Raw genomic sequence first — 15,480 nt, forward strand, 5'->3', positions numbered from 1 at the left:
TGGGGATAGCTGTTTTGACGTTAGTTCGTCTCGATTGGATTAAACTCATTCGTGTATTCGTATAAGAATTTCCCAGTCTCTTTCAAGACGTCACTTTTACGGTGAAGCGAGAAATGGTCGTACGGTACCGTTTCTGTCTGAATGTTATTCGTATACTCTTCCAGTAACAGAGAACTCGCCGGCTCAATCAAATTGAATTCACCGCCTCGTCCAGAGAAGGAGAGTACCTGAACGGACCTCGGCCATGTCTCAAGCTTAGACTGGAATGCCTGCAGTCCGTCTGAGTTAGGGGACAAATCACGGATGGCAGGGCTTCCGGTGTTAATGCCGAAGTTACTGGCAGATAATCCGAAGTTCGCAAGGCGTGTCCCGCCGAACGGGCTATCGAACGTTACAAACTTATCGACGATGTACGTCTCTTGATTCAAGATATAGTTGGCAGCGGCTACGCCACCCATGCTATGGCCAATGATATACATCCGATCGAATGATCGATTTCTCGTTTTTTTATATGTTTCAATGGCTGTATTCAACCACTTTGTCTGATTGTTCAAAGAAGCCTCTGCATCTTCGAACTCGATTCGGACAATCGGGCGAGTTGAACTAAAATCATATATTTCACAGTCGGCCTTGCCTTTGACAGTCACGGTACAAAGTGCTCCGTCAGTCGCTTGCCCACTTTGTTCCATCGCTTGAGAGAAACGGAGGAACGTCCGGTCTGTCCCGAGTAAACCATGAACTGCAAACGTAGGGATAAACTCATTCGTTTGAGTAGCTTGGCGAATCGCCTCGGATTGACGCTCGTTTGTCAACTCTTGTCGGAAGGTGACGATGATGAGAGCGAGTGAAAGTGAGACGATCAACAGTCCGAGGAGACGTGAACGAATGGATGTCTCTTTTGGGTTGCCAACATTCCGACGATATTTGCGCCAAATGAAGTAAGTCAATACGGCCGCTGCAATCAGAACGATTCCCGTCACGATCCAAGCTTTGACGTTCGGTACATGGGCAACTAGCTTCACGTTATTTTGCCGACCGCCGTAGACTTGCCACTCGACATGTTTCATAGAACGGAGGTCTAAGCCAGTTCCATCCTCAACGAATACGCCGGTCGGAACAGTCAAGTTAAAGCGAATGTCGGCTTGGCGGATATATCGTTCAGCCAATTTTTTGGGGGAGCCGGTTAGTTCAACACCGGGTAAGTCGACCCGATCGAGTCGGAGGTCGAGATTGGTTTGGAGTGTATATGAATCAAACCAAATGCCTTCCTGTTGCTCGATGTCGAACTGAATATCCGGAGGGACTAAAATACCGGCTGGTCCCGTTTTCCATTCCTCTTTAATCTGTTGCAACTCGTCGACATTTTTAAATGTCTTCTTTAAGACCATGCCTTCGTAGTCATCAGGACTTGAATAATCTTCTGTTTCATATCCGTTTTCTTCCGCCTGCTCTTTCCAAGTATCCCAGTCGAGTCTGAGATTGAGCAATTTCATGACTGGATGATCACGGAACGCGTAAGTCGTTTCAAGCGAAACAGATTGGTCATAGTGGACGGTCGCATCATAATTGATTCGCACACATCCACCGATTAAAAGAAATAAAAATGGGAATAGTAACAACAGTGCCCTTTTTCTCGAACTAAACATGTTAAATCGGTTCGCCGTATGTTTCTAACGGGTTCGACATATTAATCCGGTCATAGAACATGATCCCGTCTAAATGATCGAGCTCGTGCTGACATACGACAGCGCGCATTCCGCGCAGACGAAGCTTAATCGGCTTCCCGTCGCGGTCGAACCCTTCTAACGTGATTCGACGAAAACGAGGTACATTTCCTTTGACCACGCGATCGACCGATAGACAGCCTTCGCCGCCATTCAAAAATGTCTGTTCGACGGAATGACTTGTAATTTTAGGGTTGAAGATGGAGAGTTTAAACGTCTCTTCCTCTTCTTGTAGCAATACTGTGAAGAAACGACGATTTACACCGAGTTGAGGTGCGGCGATTCCGACACCACCTCGTAACTCGTATTTCTCGCTCATCTCTGGGTCTTGACTATTGACAAGAAACGTCTCCATCTCGTCGAGTAACGCCAAATCTTCTGTTGTTGGCGGAATCGAAACTTCGGCTGAACGCGCGCGAAGTCGCTCGTCTCCTTCGCGGATGACATCTTTCATGGTTAACATACACAACTTCCTTTCTATCGAACTTATATGATTGATTATATCATATTTAAACAGGAAGGAATGTGGATGGTACAGAAGGTGAAATGAAAATAATACAGTGGTGAAAAGGATGTCATATCCCTTGAATGTAAGCGTTTTATTTAGGTAAGCATATTTTTTGCGTTATTGAAACAACCCGTTTTATACTAACAAGGAAACGTCAGGAGAGGATAACTTTTCTGAATCACGTTAATACAGATTGCTTTTTTGGACAGATACACGTAAGATTTGAGATAGTGTTTGATCACAAAAAAGACAATTGTCTCATAGTTGAAAGGATGAGGTGAAACGAATGAACAACGTTCAGGTACTTCAAAACGTGGAAGAAAACTTCCAAACGTTCCGTATTCTCGACGAGAAGGGTGAGGTCGTCAACCAAGACGCAATGCCTGACCTAACGGACGAGCAACTTCAGGAGCTCATGCGCCGCATGGTCTATACTCGAATCTGGGACCAACGCGCCATCTCACTTAACCGTCAAGGTCGCTTAGGATTCTACGCGCCAGTGGCAGGTCAAGAGGCGACGATGATCGGGACGCAATACGCGCTCGACAAAGAGGACTGGATTCTTCCAGGATACCGTGATATCCCGCAACTCGTATTCCACGGACTTCCGCTTTATCAAGCGTTCTTGTTCTCACGTGGACACGTGGCAGGAAACCGCATCCCTGAAGGTGTCAACGTATTGATGCCACAAATCATCATCGGTGCACAAATCATTCAAACTGCGGGTGTGGCAATGGGCCTCAAACGCAACGGCAACAAAAATGTCGCCATTACTTACACAGGTGACGGTGGCTCATCACAAGGTGACTTCTACGAAGGATTGAACTTTGCAGGTGCATTCAAATCACCAGCAATCTTCGTCGTTCAAAACAACCGTTTCGCTATCTCAACTCCTGTTGAAAAGCAAACTGCAGCTAAAACGATCGCGCAAAAAGCTGTTGCAGCTGGAATCAACGGAATTCAAGTAGATGGAATGGACGTTCTTGCAGTGCTCGCAGCGACTCAACAAGCTCGCGTCGACGCACTCGAAGGAACACCGACACTCATCGAGTCACTCACTTACCGTTACGGACCACATACGCTCGCTGGGGATGACCCAACACGTTACCGTACAAAAGAACTCGACACAGAATATCAAGAAAAAGATCCACTCGTACGTTTCCGTCTCTTCCTTGAGAACAAGAAACTCTGGAACGAAGACATGGAGAACGAAGTGATCGAGCAAGCGAAAGCTGACGTGAAAGAAGCAATCAGCCAAGCAGACAAAGAACCAAAACAAAAAGTTTCGGACTTCATCAACAACATGTTCGAAGAACTTCCTTCAAACTTGAAAGAACAGCTTGAAGAATATACTGCAAAGGAGTCGAAGTAAGTTATGGCTCAAATGACAATGATCCAAGCGATTACTGATGCGATGCGCGTTGAAATGAAACGCGACGAGAAAGTACTTCTTTTCGGAGAAGACGTTGGTAAAAACGGTGGGGTATTCCGTGCGACGGAAGGTCTCCAAGACGAGCTCGGCGAAGACCGTGTCTTCGACACGCCACTCGCTGAATCAGGGATTGGTGGTCTTGCGATCGGTCTAGGTCTTACTGGATTCCGTCCAATCATGGAAGTTCAATTCTTCGGATTCGTATTCGAAGTTTTCGACTCAATCGCAGCTCAAATGGCACGTATGCGTTACCGTTCAGGCGGCGCTTACAGCCAACCAATCACAATCCGTTCACCATTCGGTGGTGGAGTTAAGACACCTGAGCTTCACGCGGACAGCCTTGAAGGTTTGATGGCTCAGACACCTGGTCTTAAAGTCGTTATTCCATCGACTCCGTACGATGCAAAAGGTTTGTTGATCGCGTCTATCCGTGATAACGACCCAGTCGTGTTCCTCGAGCACATGAAATTGTATCGTTCATTCCGTGGCGAAGTACCTGAAGGTGAGTACACAATCGAACTCGGTAAAGCGGATGTGAAACGTGAAGGTACAGACGTTTCAATCATCACTTACGGTGCGATGGTGCACACGTCACTCAAAGCAGCGGAAGAACTTGAAAAAGAAAACATCAACGTTGAAGTCATCGACCTCATGACAGTGAGCCCGCTTGATATCGACACAATCGTAGAGTCTGTTAAGAAAACAGGTCGTGCGATCGTCGTTCAAGAAGCACAACGTCAAGCAGGTATCGCAGCGAACGTTGTAACTGAAATTCAAGAGCGCGCAATTCTTCACCTCGAAGCACCAGTTCTTCGAGTAACTGCACCAGACACAGTCTTCGCATTCGCACAAGGTGAAGACATGTGGTTACCTGACCATAAAGATGTCGTTGCAAAAGTTAAGGAAGTTGTGAACTTCTAAGATCGTGTCGAATAAACGATGAGGGAGAATTGTCTCCCTTGTCGTGTTTACATGATGAATTGATGGGAGGAAAAACCAGTGGCAGTATTTGAATTTAAATTACCAGATATCGGTGAAGGTATTCACGAAGGTGAAATCGTCAAGTGGTTCGTAAAAGCAGGGGATACGGTCAAAGAGGACGATGTTCTTTTAGAAGTACAAAACGACAAAGCAGTCGTTGAAATCCCAGCTCCAGTCGACGGTACAGTCAAAGAAGTTAAAGTTTCTGAAGGTACAGTTGCTGTAGTCGGCGACGTCCTCATTACGTTTGACATCGAAGGCGACGCACCAGCAGGTGAAGAAGAAACACCTGAACAACCGAAAGCAGAAGAGAAGACAGAAGACGTAAAAGAAGATGTGAAAGAAGACGCGCCACGCGACGTTCAACTTCACAAATCTGAGCGTGTTATCGCTATGCCATCTGTCCGTAAATATGCACGTGAAAAAGGTGTCGACATCCGTGAAGTAAACGGTTCTGGCGACAACGGCCGTGTATTGAAAGAAGACATCGATGCATTCGCGAACGGCGAAGCACCGTCTGCAGAAGCTACAACAGAGAAAACAGAATCTGTAGCACCAGCAGCTGCTGCGAAAACGGAAATCAAGCCTTACGAGTCAGCGACTCCTGAACTTGAAACACGTGAGAAAATCCGTGGAATCCGTAAAGCCATCTCGAAAGCTATGGTTAACTCGAAACACACTGCACCACACGTTACACTCATGGACGAAGTCGACGTTACAAAACTCGTTGCACTCCGTAAAGATTTCAAACAAGTCGCGGCTGACCAAGGCGTGAAACTCACGTACTTGCCATTCGTCGTGAAAGCATTGACTGCTGCAGCGAAAGCATTCCCAACAATCAACGCTTCAATCGATGACGTGAACGAAGAAATCGTCTACAAAAACTACTACAACATCGGGATTGCAGCTGACACGGACAACGGACTCGTTGTACCAGTCGTAAAAGATGCAGACCGTAAATCAATCTATGCACTTGCTACAAACATTAACGAACTTGCAGGTAAAGCTCGTGAAGGTAAGCTCGCTGGGGAAGACATGAAAGGTGGATCGATCACAATCACAAACATCGGTTCAGCTGGTGGACAATGGTTCACGCCTGTCATCAACCACCCAGAAGTTGCGATTCTCGGTATCGGCCGTATCGCTGAGAAAGCTGTCGTGAAGAACGGTGAAATCGTTGCTGCGCCAGTACTTGCACTTTCATTCAGCTTTGACCACCGCCTCATCGACGGTGCGACTGCACAAAACGCTCTTAACATGGTGAAACGCTTGCTCGAAGACCCAGCACTTCTAATGATGGAGGGATAAGAACATGGTAGTAGGAGAATTCGCACAAGAAACTGATTTGCTTGTCATCGGTGCCGGTCCTGGTGGATACGTTGCCGCAATCCGTGGCGCACAGCTCGGAATGAAAGTAACTATCGTTGAGAAAGGCAACTTCGGTGGTGTCTGCTTGAACGTCGGATGTATCCCATCGAAAGCGTTGATCACAGCAGGACACAACTTCCAACACGCTAAAGGTCATGATTCAATGGGAATCACGTCTGACAACGTGTCAGTGGACTTCACAAAAGTTCAAGATTGGAAACAGTCAGTCGTTAACAAATTGACTGGCGGTGTTAAAGGTCTCCTCAAAGGAAACAAAATCGAGATCGTTCAAGGTGAAGCGTTCTTCGCGTCTGAAGACACAGTTCGTGTCATCACTGAAGACAGCTCAACTCCTTACAAATTTAAAAAAGCGATTGTCGCGACTGGTTCTACACCAATCGAGATCCCATCGTTCAAATGGTCTAAACGTGTCCTTTCTTCAACTGGCGCGTTGGCACTTCCTGAAGTACCGAAGAAACTCGTCGTCATCGGCGGTGGATACATCGGTATGGAGCTCGGTACTGCATACGCTAACTTCGATACAGAAGTTGTCGTTGTAGAGGGCGCTAGCGACATCTTGTCTGGTTTCGAACCACAAATGACGCAAATCGTTAAGAAGAAACTCAAGCAAAAAGGGAACGTCACAATTCACACGAATGCACTTGCTAAAGGTGTTGAAGAAACGGAAGACGGCGTAACTGTTAAGTTTGAAGTAAACGGTGAAGAGCAATCTGTTGAAGCGGACTATGTCCTCGTCACAGTTGGTCGTCGTCCAAACACAGGCGACATCGGTCTTGAGAACGCGGACGTTAAAATCAGCGACCGTGGAATCATCGAAATCGATGACCAGTGTAAAACATCGAACGAAAACATCTATGCAATCGGTGATATCGTTCCTGGACCACCACTTGCACACAAAGCATCTTACGAAGCGAAAATCGCAGCGGAAGCAGCAGCAGGTAAGCCAGCTTACCTCGACTACTCTGCAATCCCTGCAGTCGTCTTCACAGATCCTGAACTCGCAACGGTTGGTTATACAGAGCCACTCGCAAAAGAAGAAGGACTCGAAATCACAGTTTCGAAATTCCCATTCGCAGCGAACGGTCGTGCACTTGCACTTGACGAGCCAGACGGCTTCATGAAGCTCATCACACGCAAAGAGGACGGTCTCTTGATCGGTGCTCAAATCGCGGGTACGGGCGCTTCAGATATGATTGCTGAGCTTGGCCTTGCAATCGAGACTGGTATGACTGCTGAAGATATCGCACTTACAATCCACGCTCACCCATCACTCGGTGAGATGGCTATGGAAGCTGCTGAAATCGCAATGGGTATGCCAATCCACGTTGTAAAATAAGAACGTCAATAAAACCTCTCTCACGATTCGTGGGAGAGGTTTTTAATGTAGGTGACGACACGCTCGACTTCCTTGAATCCGACCTTCTCGTGAAAGCATTGACTGTCCTCGTTTTCAAGCTCGGTATCCGATGCCAGTTCGATACAACCGTGACGGGCCGCAAAGGTTGATGCAGTATCGACCAAACGAGAGGCGACACCTCGGTGGCGCTCTGATTCACTGACATAGATTCCTTCCACATAGGCGGTCGGGGACGTACTAGAACCTGGCACATAGTCATGCCGGAAACTGAGTTGACAAAAACCAACCGCCTTCCCATGTTCATTTGATGCGATGAAATAATGCATCTTTTTTGAGGCGAGACCGAGTTTGACTTCCATTCGTAATTCTTCGGTGGGGGCGTCTGGCCATAAATCGTGCATGAACTGGACAAGAGTTTCTACGTTTACCTCTGTTGCATAATCAATCTTCATTGTCATTCTCTCCTTAGGTTTCATACTTGTAGTATAAAGGAAAATACTTGTGAAGAGAAAAGGGAGGGAATCCTGATGGCATTCGATGAGGAGTTATTGTATACCGTGTCCGAGACGAGTCGGGTCCGATTTACGGGGATTGAAACAGAAGCCGCCCGTTATGATTTTGGTTTCGTCTATACACAGCAATTCATGGGCAAGGTGTTAGTCGTCTGTATGCAAACGGGTCAATCGGCCCTTCTTGATTTGCATGCGCTAGAAGAGCCGCGTCAATTGTATCCGATGCTTGGCATCAACTTGAACGACACAGAGCACGTCGCTGAATTTTTACGACTTTGCTTCGTCGAAAAAACACAAGCATCTGAAGAAATTGACACTTGAAAAAATGTAAGCGTTTTCTTATAATAGGCACTAGGGGAAGCAATTCGATCATCTACAGCCACCTTTTCTGAGATGACATAAAAAATGAGCCGGTCATCATGACCGGCTCATTTTTTATTTAGCGAATCGCTTTTGTTTGTTGGATGACTTTAATCATTTGCAGCGACTCATCTTCAAGACCTTGTACGGGAAGACCCGCTTCAATGTTGGCCATAATGTATTCGAGTGTCGACGTCGTAATCAATTCACCTGGAATGATGATTGGAATTCCAGGTGGATACACCATGATGAATTCCGCTGAAATACGCCCGACTGCGTTTTCGAGAGGGATCGTCTCCGTCTCTTCATAAAACGCATCACGAGGACTGAGCGCAAGTGGTGGAATCTCTGGGAGCATGATGGATAATGAGTCGTTCCCAGACTTTTGGTAAACAGAAACGACATCTCGCATCGCTTCAATCAACGCTTGAATCGTTGACTCGTCGTCCGCTGATGTGACGATGAAGAGCACATTCAATAAATCGGACATCTCGACTTCGATGCGGTGTTTGTCGCGAAGATATTTCTCGACTTCAAATCCAGTTACCCCAAGTTCACGCACGGATACGAGTACTTTCGTTTCGTCAAGCGCGTAAGTCGATTCAGAATGCAACTCGGCATGACCGTATACCGATAAGTTCGGCATGAGATTGATTGCCGTACGGGCCGTTCTAGCAAGCTCGAGTGCACGCTCATTCATCATGTGACCCTTTGTCGCTAACTGTCGACGTGCCGCGTCGAGAGAAGCGAGGAGCAAATAGGATGTTGACGTCGTTGTAATCATAGAGAGCATCGCGTGAATTCGTTCTGGCGAGACGAGTCCGCGGCGTACGTTCAAAATCGAACTGCCTGTCATTGAACCGCCAAGCTTGTGCACACTCGTCGCCGCCACATCTGCTCCCGCTTGCATCGCCGAGAGCGGAAGTTCATCGTGAAACGGGAGATGAACGCCGTGTGCCTCATCGACAAGTACAGGAACGTCTTGTGCATGCGCGACGGATACGATACGCTCTAAATCACCTGCGACCCCGAAATAAGTCGGGTTGATGACGAGTACGGCTTTCGTGTCCGGATGAAGTTCAAGCGCGCGTTCAACGGCACTAGCCGTAATTCCGTGGGCGATGCCGTATGTTTCGTCAAATTCCGGGTGGATGAAGACCGGGTGGGCACCCGTTAAGACGAGCGCGGACATGACGGATTTATGGACGTTCCGTGGCACGATGATTTTTTCGTTCGGGCCAACGACACCCATGATCATCGCCATGATGGCACTCGATGTCCCTTGAACGGAGAAAAAGGTCTCGTCAGCACGGAACGCCTCTGCCGCCAAGCGCTCCGCTTCAGCGATTGCCGCTTTTGGATGATGGAGGTCATCGAGTGGGGCAATGTTAATCAAATCAATTTTTAGGGCGTTTTCACCAATAAAGTCACGAAACTCCGGGTCCATCCCTTTTCCGCTTTTATGACCAGGAATGTGGAACGCAATCGGGTTTGAGTCGACATGTTCAAGCAACGTGTCAAATAGTGGCGTTTCGAGCTGAGTAGCACCTTTTAATTTCAATCGTAAATCCCCCTTGAATCAGTTTATTTATAAGATGAATAGTATCGTTATGATATATGTTGTTTTTAAAAAAGAAGCAACAAAAAAACTATAGAGATTTCTGGCTCAACTTGCAATAGTTTTTTTTGTTGTTACAATGGGTGTCGAGGTGAAACAATATGCAAATCAACTATCCGATCAATCCGGATTGGACGACTGACGAATTGATTGAAGTCGTCGAGTTTTATAACGTCGTCGCACAAGCCAATGAAGGTGGGGTGGAACGAGAGGTTTTTCTCGACTCCTATCGTGCCTTCAAGCAGATCGTAACATCTAAGTCGGAGGAGAAACAACTGAACGCGGTTCACGACGAACAGACAGGTTATTCCACGTATCGTACGGTTCAGGCGGCAATGAAGTCCTCGAGTAAAATGATCAAACTGTAAGACCGAGCATGCCCGAGCAAATTCAGGCATGCTTTTTTGTTATTTCTCCTTTAAATCGGGTACAGTTCATTAACACCAAATCAGGTTTAGGGACCTCGGAATTGGGAATATATCCATTAAGATAAAAAATTCAAAATAGTCAGACAATTATCTTTCTTTTTCGAATTTTATCTGATATACTCAATTCAACTCACTAAACCGTAACTTGTAGCTCAACAAAAGGAGTGTGGCATCTTATGAAACAAGTGATTGAGGCATTCAAAAGAAAAGACGCAGAAAAACGGATCCCGGTGCTGCGCTTAGAGATTGATTATGAATTGGCAACCCTCTTCGATGCGATGGCGTCACAAGATGATGCTACAGTTCAGGCTAGCAAGCATCGGTTAGAGAAGTACCGCCAAGAATTATTGCGTCTCGAAGCCTAACCATTACACACACATTCAACCAGTATTCCGAGCGGATACTGGTTTTTGTTTGGTACAATACAGTTGAGGTGATCACAGATGATAGAATGGTTTGCAGTCGACTTAATCAAACAAGCGGGAGAACTGATTCGTCGCGAGATTGATCAAAGTTATGAAGTGGAACGAAAGACGGGAAAAGGGGACTTGGTCACTGAAATCGACCGCGCGGTGGAACAACTGATTGTCCGTCGAATCCAACAAACATTTCCGGAACATCAGATTATGGGGGAAGAGGGGACGACAGATCAGCCAGAACAATTGACCGGTACCGTCTGGTTTGTCGACCCGATTGATGGGACGTTAAATTTTATTCATCAAAAACGTATGTTTGCCATCTCTATCGCGATCATGATAGATGGAGTCGTGGAATATGGATTCGTCTATGACGTCATGGCGGATGAGATGTTCATGGCGCGGAAAGGATACGGGGCGACGTTGAATGGTCGGACGTTGACGACCCTTCATGAACATCATGTCCGAGACGCGTTTTTAAGTATGAATGCGACGTGGGTCACGCCGAACCACCAGATTGCCCCGGAAATACTCGCTCCGATTGTACGGGACTCGATTGGGACGCGAGCTCATGGTGCTGCATCGCTTGAATTAGCCTGGCTTGCTGCCGGTCGCGTGGACGGCTACATCACCATGCGCAATATGCCATGGGATTATGCTGCTGGAAAGTTACTCGTTGAAGAGGTAGGCGGGCGTGTCGTTTCCTTATATGGTGAGCCGATTCGCTATGACGGAAAAACATCTGTCCTGGCTGGGAGCGATTCATTTGTAAATGACGTCATCAAACATTACGTCATCGCAAAAGGGGTCACGGCTGAAGTAAAACCGGACTTACACATCGTGGAACATGATTCGTATGAAGAAATCCGCGACTTACTCGTCTTGGCGAATCCGAATGAAGCGATGGTCCGGGAACAATTCGAGGAAGGTCGTACGTACAAAGCGTTACTCGGTAGTGAGATTGTCGGTGCGTATATGCTCGTTTCACACGAAGGCGATCGGGTTGAACTCGTCAATATCGCAGTGAAACCCGAACGTCAAAACCAAACGATTGGTCAACGCTTGTTACAAGACGCAGTGAAGCGGGCCGCCTTGATTGGTGGAAAAGAACTGCTCGTCTGTACAGGGAATTCAAGCATCATGCAACTGCGCTTTTACCAACAAGCTGGATTCCGATTCGATTCGGTGGAACGCGATTATTTTCGTAATCACGGGTACGATGACATCGAAGAAGATGGACTCGTTTTACGCGACCGCATCTGCTTGACTCGTCCGCTATAAAGGCAAGTTAAAAGGGTTACTCCGACATGATCCCGGAGTAACCCTTTTTTTATGATTGATGGTCTGAAAGAATGCGGCGACGCAATTGAATACCAAAGTATGTCGCTACGCCACTTAACACGAGGCTGCCCAAGATAATGGCGGCGCTCCCCTCGGCCACCCCGATTCCAATGCCGACGAATCCTGCGACAACGGCCGTTGCGATCAATACAAACATTAGCTGCATGGAGGTTCCTCCTTATTTTCTCTTCTCTTCCCTATTGTATGATAAAAAACACGAGATGAAAACGTTCACAGTCGATTCCACTCGACAAAGGTACTGTGACGTGTGCTATACTCTTAAAGTTGAAGAAAAGTTGAAATTTTTTAAATAAGAGAGGAATAACTACATGAACGTAAGAACAAACCTTCGTAACGTAGCCATCATCGCGCACGTTGACCACGGTAAAACAACGTTAGTCGATGAATTATTGAAACAGTCTGGTACTTTCCGGACGAACGAGGCAGTCGCAGAACGCGCGATGGACTCGAACGATATCGAGCGTGAGCGCGGAATTACCATTCTCGCAAAAAACACAGCAATCGATTATAAAGAGACGCGCATCAACATCGTAGATACACCAGGTCACGCAGACTTCGGTGGAGAAGTTGAGCGAATCATGCGTATGGTAGACGGCGTTATCCTTGTTGTCGATGCGCGTGAAGGCTGTATGCCACAAACACGTTTCGTATTGAAAAAAGCTCTCGACCAAGGACTTCGTCCGATTGTCGTCGTCAACAAAATCGATAAGCCGATGGTTCGTCCACTCGACGTTGTCGATGAAGTTGTTGATCTCTTGATCGACCTTGGCGCAGATGAAGATCAACTTGAATTCCCTGTCGTCTACACATCAGCAGTCAGCGGTTCAAGTTCGTTCGATCCTGACCCAGAAAAACAAGAAGATACAATCACGCACGTGCTCGACACGATTCTTGAAAACACGCCGGCTCCAGTGGACAACTCAGACGAGCCACTTCAATTCCAAGTGACGATGCTCGACTATGACAACTACCTCGGTCGTATCGGTGTAGGTCGCGTCTTCCGTGGGAAAATCAAAGTCGGTGAGCAAGTATCGCTTTGTAAGACAGACGGTACGGTGAAGCAACTTCGTGTCACGAAATTGTTCGGTTACTTCGGCCTCAAGCGCGTCGAAATCGAAGAAGCAAAAGCAGGGGACTTGATCGCTATCGCCGGAATGGAAGATATCAACGTCGGTGAAACGGTAACGCCAGTCGGTAAAGAAGAGCCACTTCCGCTCCTTCGCATCGATGAGCCAACGCTTCAAATGCGTTTCATGACAAACAACTCTCCGTTCGCAGGACGTGAAGGCGATTTCGTGACAGCACGTAAAATCGAAGAACGTTTGATGAAACAACTCGAGACGGACGTTTCACTCCGTGTCGAAAATACAGATTCACCAGACCAATGGATCGTATCAGGACGCGGTGAGCTTCACCTCGGGATCTTGATCGAGAACATGCGTCGTGAAGGTTACGAGCTCCAAGTGTCGAAACCACAAGTTATCATCCGTGAAGACGAGAGCGGCACGAAAGTTGAGCCGTTCGAGCGCGTTATCATCGACGTACCTGAAGAGTATACAGGTTCAGTCATGGAATCGATTGGTCTCCGTAAAGGTGAGCTTGCGAACATGAACACGAATGACAACGGTCAGACGCGTATGGAATTCCTCGTGCCATCACGTGGTCTCATCGGTTACCGTAACGAATTCTTGTCAGCGACACGTGGATACGGAATCTTGAACCATACGTTCGAAGAGTATCGTCCGTATATCGCTGCTGATATCGGTGGCCGACGTAGCGGTGTTATGGTATGTATCGAAAACGGGAAGTCGACGGCTTACTCAATCGGTGCCCTCGAAGACCGTGGAACAATCTTTATCGAGCCAGGTACGGATGTGTATGAAGGAATGATCATTGGGGAATGTAACCGTGACGTTGACCTTGCCATTAACGCCGTTAAAGGGAAGCAATTGACGAACATGCGTGCTTCTGCAAAAGACTCGATACAAGTCTTGAAACGTCCGCGCGTCTTTTCGCTTGAAGAGTCGCTCACGTTCTTGAACGATGACGAGTACTGTGAAATCACACCGGAGTCAATCCGTCTTCGTAAGAAAATCTTGAACAAGAACGAACGCGAGAAAGCTGACAAGCGTCGTAAACTTGGTAAAGAATAAGTTAGCAGAAAGGGGACGCTTCGGCGTTCCCTTTTGCATGGAATAGTGTAGAATGGATGTGTATGAAATAAAGGGGGACTCTTTGTCTTGAAAGCTTCTCAAACAATCGATATCACACAGATTGACGTTCCGTGGATCGCTTCGATGCTAGGTGTCGGCAGTGACCCGAATGACTTTTCCGTCGGGTTCAATGCACTCGTTGTCACGGTCATCTTACTGACAATCCTTGTCTTTAAACTTGGTTTTGCGAAACAATTGGCATGGTGGAAGTCGCTCATCGTCTATATTCTGCTTTCACTTGGAGCAGGTACGATGGCACTCGTCTTTTTCACATGGCCAATCCCGGAAGTGCTTGCCGTCATGGCAATCGTGTTAGCCATTTATCGTGGTCGCCTTTGGTGGAACCGTCGTCAAGATGCGGTAGAATCATAAAAAATACGGGCGTCTCTTCGGAGGCGCCCGTTTGCATTACCAATTTCGTTTCTGTCGAAATGTAGGATATAACTTGAACTGTCCAGATGCGGCGCGTTCAGCCGTTCGTTCGCTGATTCGCTCCTGACACTCTTGACACATATACGTTTTAGCCGGTTTGTTACGCAAGCGTTTTGCTTCAAACGACCATGAGTCGATGGTCTCGACTTTATCGCAAAGAGAACATTTTACACGCATCTTTTCACCTTCCTCTATACGATGAGTATAGCATGATTTCAACCGTTAAAAGCAGGGAATTGAACCGGTAAGGGAGAATGGTACAACCATACCCGGTTAAAAGGAGGGGAGTTGAATGGCGAGTAAGGCAACGTTTGAACTGACAGCTGCGCAAGAGCGCCTATTGAACGACATGCCGTTAACATTTCTCGTCGGTTTCGACGAGGCGAAGCGTTGGCCGATCAGCCATGCGATCAGTTGGGTGCAAGCGTTAGATGCTGTCACGGTCCGGTTCGCATTGACAAGAAATTCACATATCGTGACCATCTTGACGACAGAAAAGACGGCTGGCCTCATTTTTATCGAAGATGGTCAGTCCTATCATGTTTTACTCTCAGCGATTCGAGAGTTCGATCCGGCGGTTAAACCAAGCCTTCATCTTCGTTTTTTTGAAGGACATGTCGAAGAAGTGAGGAACATCTCGTTTTATGGAGCAGCTTACGCACAGCCCGAAATCACGAAAACGTATGATATTCGAGCGGCGGAAAAGCTTGACCGTGAAGTGAAAGAAAGTCTTCATTCTTGAATACCA

17 protein-coding genes are annotated in these 15,480 nt (G+C 47.1%); 11 read left to right on the forward strand and 6 right to left on the reverse strand.

The features are described from left to right. Positions 1 to 20: 20 nt before the first annotated feature. Together KNO73_RS01855 and def are read right to left on the reverse strand one after the other, a co-directional pair. On the reverse strand, positions 21 to 1,646 hold the full coding sequence (locus tag KNO73_RS01855) for an alpha/beta hydrolase (protein WP_214684556.1): 1,626 nt from the start codon (positions 1,644 to 1,646) through the stop codon (positions 21 to 23). Between the two features lies 1 nt (position 1,647). Further along, positions 1,648 to 2,187: a peptide deformylase gene (gene def, locus KNO73_RS01860; RefSeq protein ID WP_196430483.1), complete on the reverse strand. Its 540-nt coding sequence runs from the start codon at positions 2,185 to 2,187 to the stop codon at positions 1,648 to 1,650. 331 nt (positions 2,188 to 2,518) lie between these two features. Between def and pdhA the strand changes: the two genes are divergently transcribed. From pdhA to lpdA, 4 genes are all read left to right on the forward strand, one after another. Beyond that, positions 2,519 to 3,604, forward strand: coding sequence for a pyruvate dehydrogenase (acetyl-transferring) E1 component subunit alpha (gene pdhA / locus KNO73_RS01865; RefSeq protein WP_015881258.1), 1,086 nt, complete (start codon positions 2,519 to 2,521; stop codon positions 3,602 to 3,604). A gap of 3 nt (positions 3,605 to 3,607) precedes the next feature. Further along, complete coding sequence (locus KNO73_RS01870) at positions 3,608 to 4,585, forward strand: alpha-ketoacid dehydrogenase subunit beta (protein ID WP_015881259.1); 978 nt, start codon at positions 3,608 to 3,610, stop codon at positions 4,583 to 4,585. A gap of 78 nt (positions 4,586 to 4,663) precedes the next feature. Further along, complete coding sequence (locus KNO73_RS01875; RefSeq protein ID WP_015881260.1) at positions 4,664 to 5,953, forward strand: dihydrolipoamide acetyltransferase family protein; 1,290 nt, start codon at positions 4,664 to 4,666, stop codon at positions 5,951 to 5,953. A gap of 4 nt (positions 5,954 to 5,957) precedes the next feature. After that, the gene (gene lpdA, locus KNO73_RS01880) at positions 5,958 to 7,370 is read left to right on the forward strand and encodes a dihydrolipoyl dehydrogenase (RefSeq protein ID WP_215111982.1); all 1,413 of its coding nucleotides are present in this window, start codon (positions 5,958 to 5,960) and stop codon (positions 7,368 to 7,370) included. A 20-nt stretch (positions 7,371 to 7,390) separates the two neighbouring features. On the opposite strand, the gene aac(6') is transcribed toward lpdA, so the two are convergent. Further along, positions 7,391 to 7,843, reverse strand: a complete 453-nt coding sequence (aac(6'), locus tag KNO73_RS01885) for an aminoglycoside 6'-N-acetyltransferase (RefSeq protein ID WP_078146627.1) — start codon at positions 7,841 to 7,843, stop codon at positions 7,391 to 7,393. Positions 7,844 to 7,918: 75 nt separating this feature from the next. Between aac(6') and KNO73_RS01890 the strand changes: the two genes are divergently transcribed. Next, the gene (locus KNO73_RS01890; protein ID WP_078146628.1) at positions 7,919 to 8,224 is read left to right on the forward strand and encodes a DUF3055 domain-containing protein; all 306 of its coding nucleotides are present in this window, start codon (positions 7,919 to 7,921) and stop codon (positions 8,222 to 8,224) included. Positions 8,225 to 8,342: 118 nt separating this feature from the next. Here the strand turns inward: KNO73_RS01890 and KNO73_RS01895 are convergent, their stop codons facing one another. Beyond that, the gene (locus tag KNO73_RS01895; protein WP_078146629.1) at positions 8,343 to 9,824 is read right to left on the reverse strand and encodes an aminotransferase class I/II-fold pyridoxal phosphate-dependent enzyme; all 1,482 of its coding nucleotides are present in this window, start codon (positions 9,822 to 9,824) and stop codon (positions 8,343 to 8,345) included. 158 nt (positions 9,825 to 9,982) lie between these two features. Between KNO73_RS01895 and KNO73_RS01900 the strand changes: the two genes are divergently transcribed. The 3 genes from KNO73_RS01900 (at position 9,983) to KNO73_RS01910 (ending at position 12,006) form a co-directional block, all read left to right on the forward strand. After that, positions 9,983 to 10,249, forward strand: a complete 267-nt coding sequence (locus KNO73_RS01900) for a UPF0223 family protein (protein WP_031421520.1) — start codon at positions 9,983 to 9,985, stop codon at positions 10,247 to 10,249. Positions 10,250 to 10,485: 236 nt separating this feature from the next. Continuing rightward, a complete protein-coding gene (locus KNO73_RS01905; protein WP_015881266.1) occupies positions 10,486 to 10,674 on the forward strand; it encodes a hypothetical protein in 189 nt (62 codons plus the stop codon). Between the two features lie 78 nt (positions 10,675 to 10,752). After that, positions 10,753 to 12,006, forward strand: coding sequence for an inositol monophosphatase family protein (locus tag KNO73_RS01910; protein WP_078146630.1), 1,254 nt, complete (start codon positions 10,753 to 10,755; stop codon positions 12,004 to 12,006). 49 nt (positions 12,007 to 12,055) lie between these two features. On the opposite strand, the gene KNO73_RS01915 is transcribed toward KNO73_RS01910, so the two are convergent. Beyond that, a complete protein-coding gene (locus KNO73_RS01915) occupies positions 12,056 to 12,232 on the reverse strand; it encodes a DUF5325 family protein (protein ID WP_159562038.1) in 177 nt (58 codons plus the stop codon). Between the two features lie 163 nt (positions 12,233 to 12,395). Between KNO73_RS01915 and typA the strand changes: the two genes are divergently transcribed. Beyond that, the gene (gene typA / locus KNO73_RS01920; protein ID WP_215111983.1) at positions 12,396 to 14,240 is read left to right on the forward strand and encodes a translational GTPase TypA; all 1,845 of its coding nucleotides are present in this window, start codon (positions 12,396 to 12,398) and stop codon (positions 14,238 to 14,240) included. 87 nt (positions 14,241 to 14,327) lie between these two features. Then, a complete protein-coding gene (locus tag KNO73_RS01925; protein ID WP_015881270.1) occupies positions 14,328 to 14,672 on the forward strand; it encodes a YlaH-like family protein in 345 nt (114 codons plus the stop codon). A 36-nt stretch (positions 14,673 to 14,708) separates the two neighbouring features. Here KNO73_RS01925 and KNO73_RS01930 read toward each other — a convergent pair whose 3' ends face one another. Continuing rightward, positions 14,709 to 14,909, reverse strand: a complete 201-nt coding sequence (locus KNO73_RS01930) for a YlaI family protein (RefSeq protein WP_015881271.1) — start codon at positions 14,907 to 14,909, stop codon at positions 14,709 to 14,711. A 115-nt stretch (positions 14,910 to 15,024) separates the two neighbouring features. Between KNO73_RS01930 and KNO73_RS01935 the strand changes: the two genes are divergently transcribed. After that, a complete protein-coding gene (locus KNO73_RS01935) occupies positions 15,025 to 15,474 on the forward strand; it encodes a PNPOx family protein (RefSeq protein ID WP_015881272.1) in 450 nt (149 codons plus the stop codon). Positions 15,475 to 15,480: the final 6 nt, after the last annotated feature.

It is taken from the genome of Exiguobacterium sp. s83 (assembly GCF_018617095.1).
GTDB classification, from domain to species: Bacteria; Bacillota; Bacilli; order Exiguobacteriales; family Exiguobacteriaceae; genus Exiguobacterium; species Exiguobacterium profundum.

Bases quoted from the DNA above. Each gene is read 5' to 3' on its own strand.
- KNO73_RS01915 (WP_159562038.1), bottom strand. From the start codon at position 12,232: ATGCAGCTAATGTTTGTATTGATCGCAACGGCCGTTGTCGCAGGATTC.
- lpdA (WP_215111982.1), top strand. From the start codon at position 5,958: ATGGTAGTAGGAGAATTCGCACAAGAAACTGATTTGCTTGTCATCGGT.
- KNO73_RS01935 (WP_015881272.1), top strand. From the start codon at position 15,025: ATGGCGAGTAAGGCAACGTTTGAACTGACAGCTGCGCAAGAGCGCCTA.
- typA (WP_215111983.1), top strand. From the start codon at position 12,396: ATGAACGTAAGAACAAACCTTCGTAACGTAGCCATCATCGCGCACGTT.
- KNO73_RS01930 (WP_015881271.1), bottom strand. From the start codon at position 14,909: ATGCGTGTAAAATGTTCTCTTTGCGATAAAGTCGAGACCATCGACTCA.
- KNO73_RS01890 (WP_078146628.1), top strand. From the start codon at position 7,919: ATGGCATTCGATGAGGAGTTATTGTATACCGTGTCCGAGACGAGTCGG.
- KNO73_RS01870 (WP_015881259.1), top strand. From the start codon at position 3,608: ATGGCTCAAATGACAATGATCCAAGCGATTACTGATGCGATGCGCGTT.
- KNO73_RS01910 (WP_078146630.1), top strand. From the start codon at position 10,753: ATGATAGAATGGTTTGCAGTCGACTTAATCAAACAAGCGGGAGAACTG.
- pdhA (WP_015881258.1), top strand. From the start codon at position 2,519: ATGAACAACGTTCAGGTACTTCAAAACGTGGAAGAAAACTTCCAAACG.
- KNO73_RS01900 (WP_031421520.1), top strand. From the start codon at position 9,983: ATGCAAATCAACTATCCGATCAATCCGGATTGGACGACTGACGAATTG.
- def (WP_196430483.1), bottom strand. From the start codon at position 2,187: ATGTTAACCATGAAAGATGTCATCCGCGAAGGAGACGAGCGACTTCGC.
- KNO73_RS01855 (WP_214684556.1), bottom strand. From the start codon at position 1,646: ATGTTTAGTTCGAGAAAAAGGGCACTGTTGTTACTATTCCCATTTTTA.
- KNO73_RS01905 (WP_015881266.1), top strand. From the start codon at position 10,486: ATGAAACAAGTGATTGAGGCATTCAAAAGAAAAGACGCAGAAAAACGG.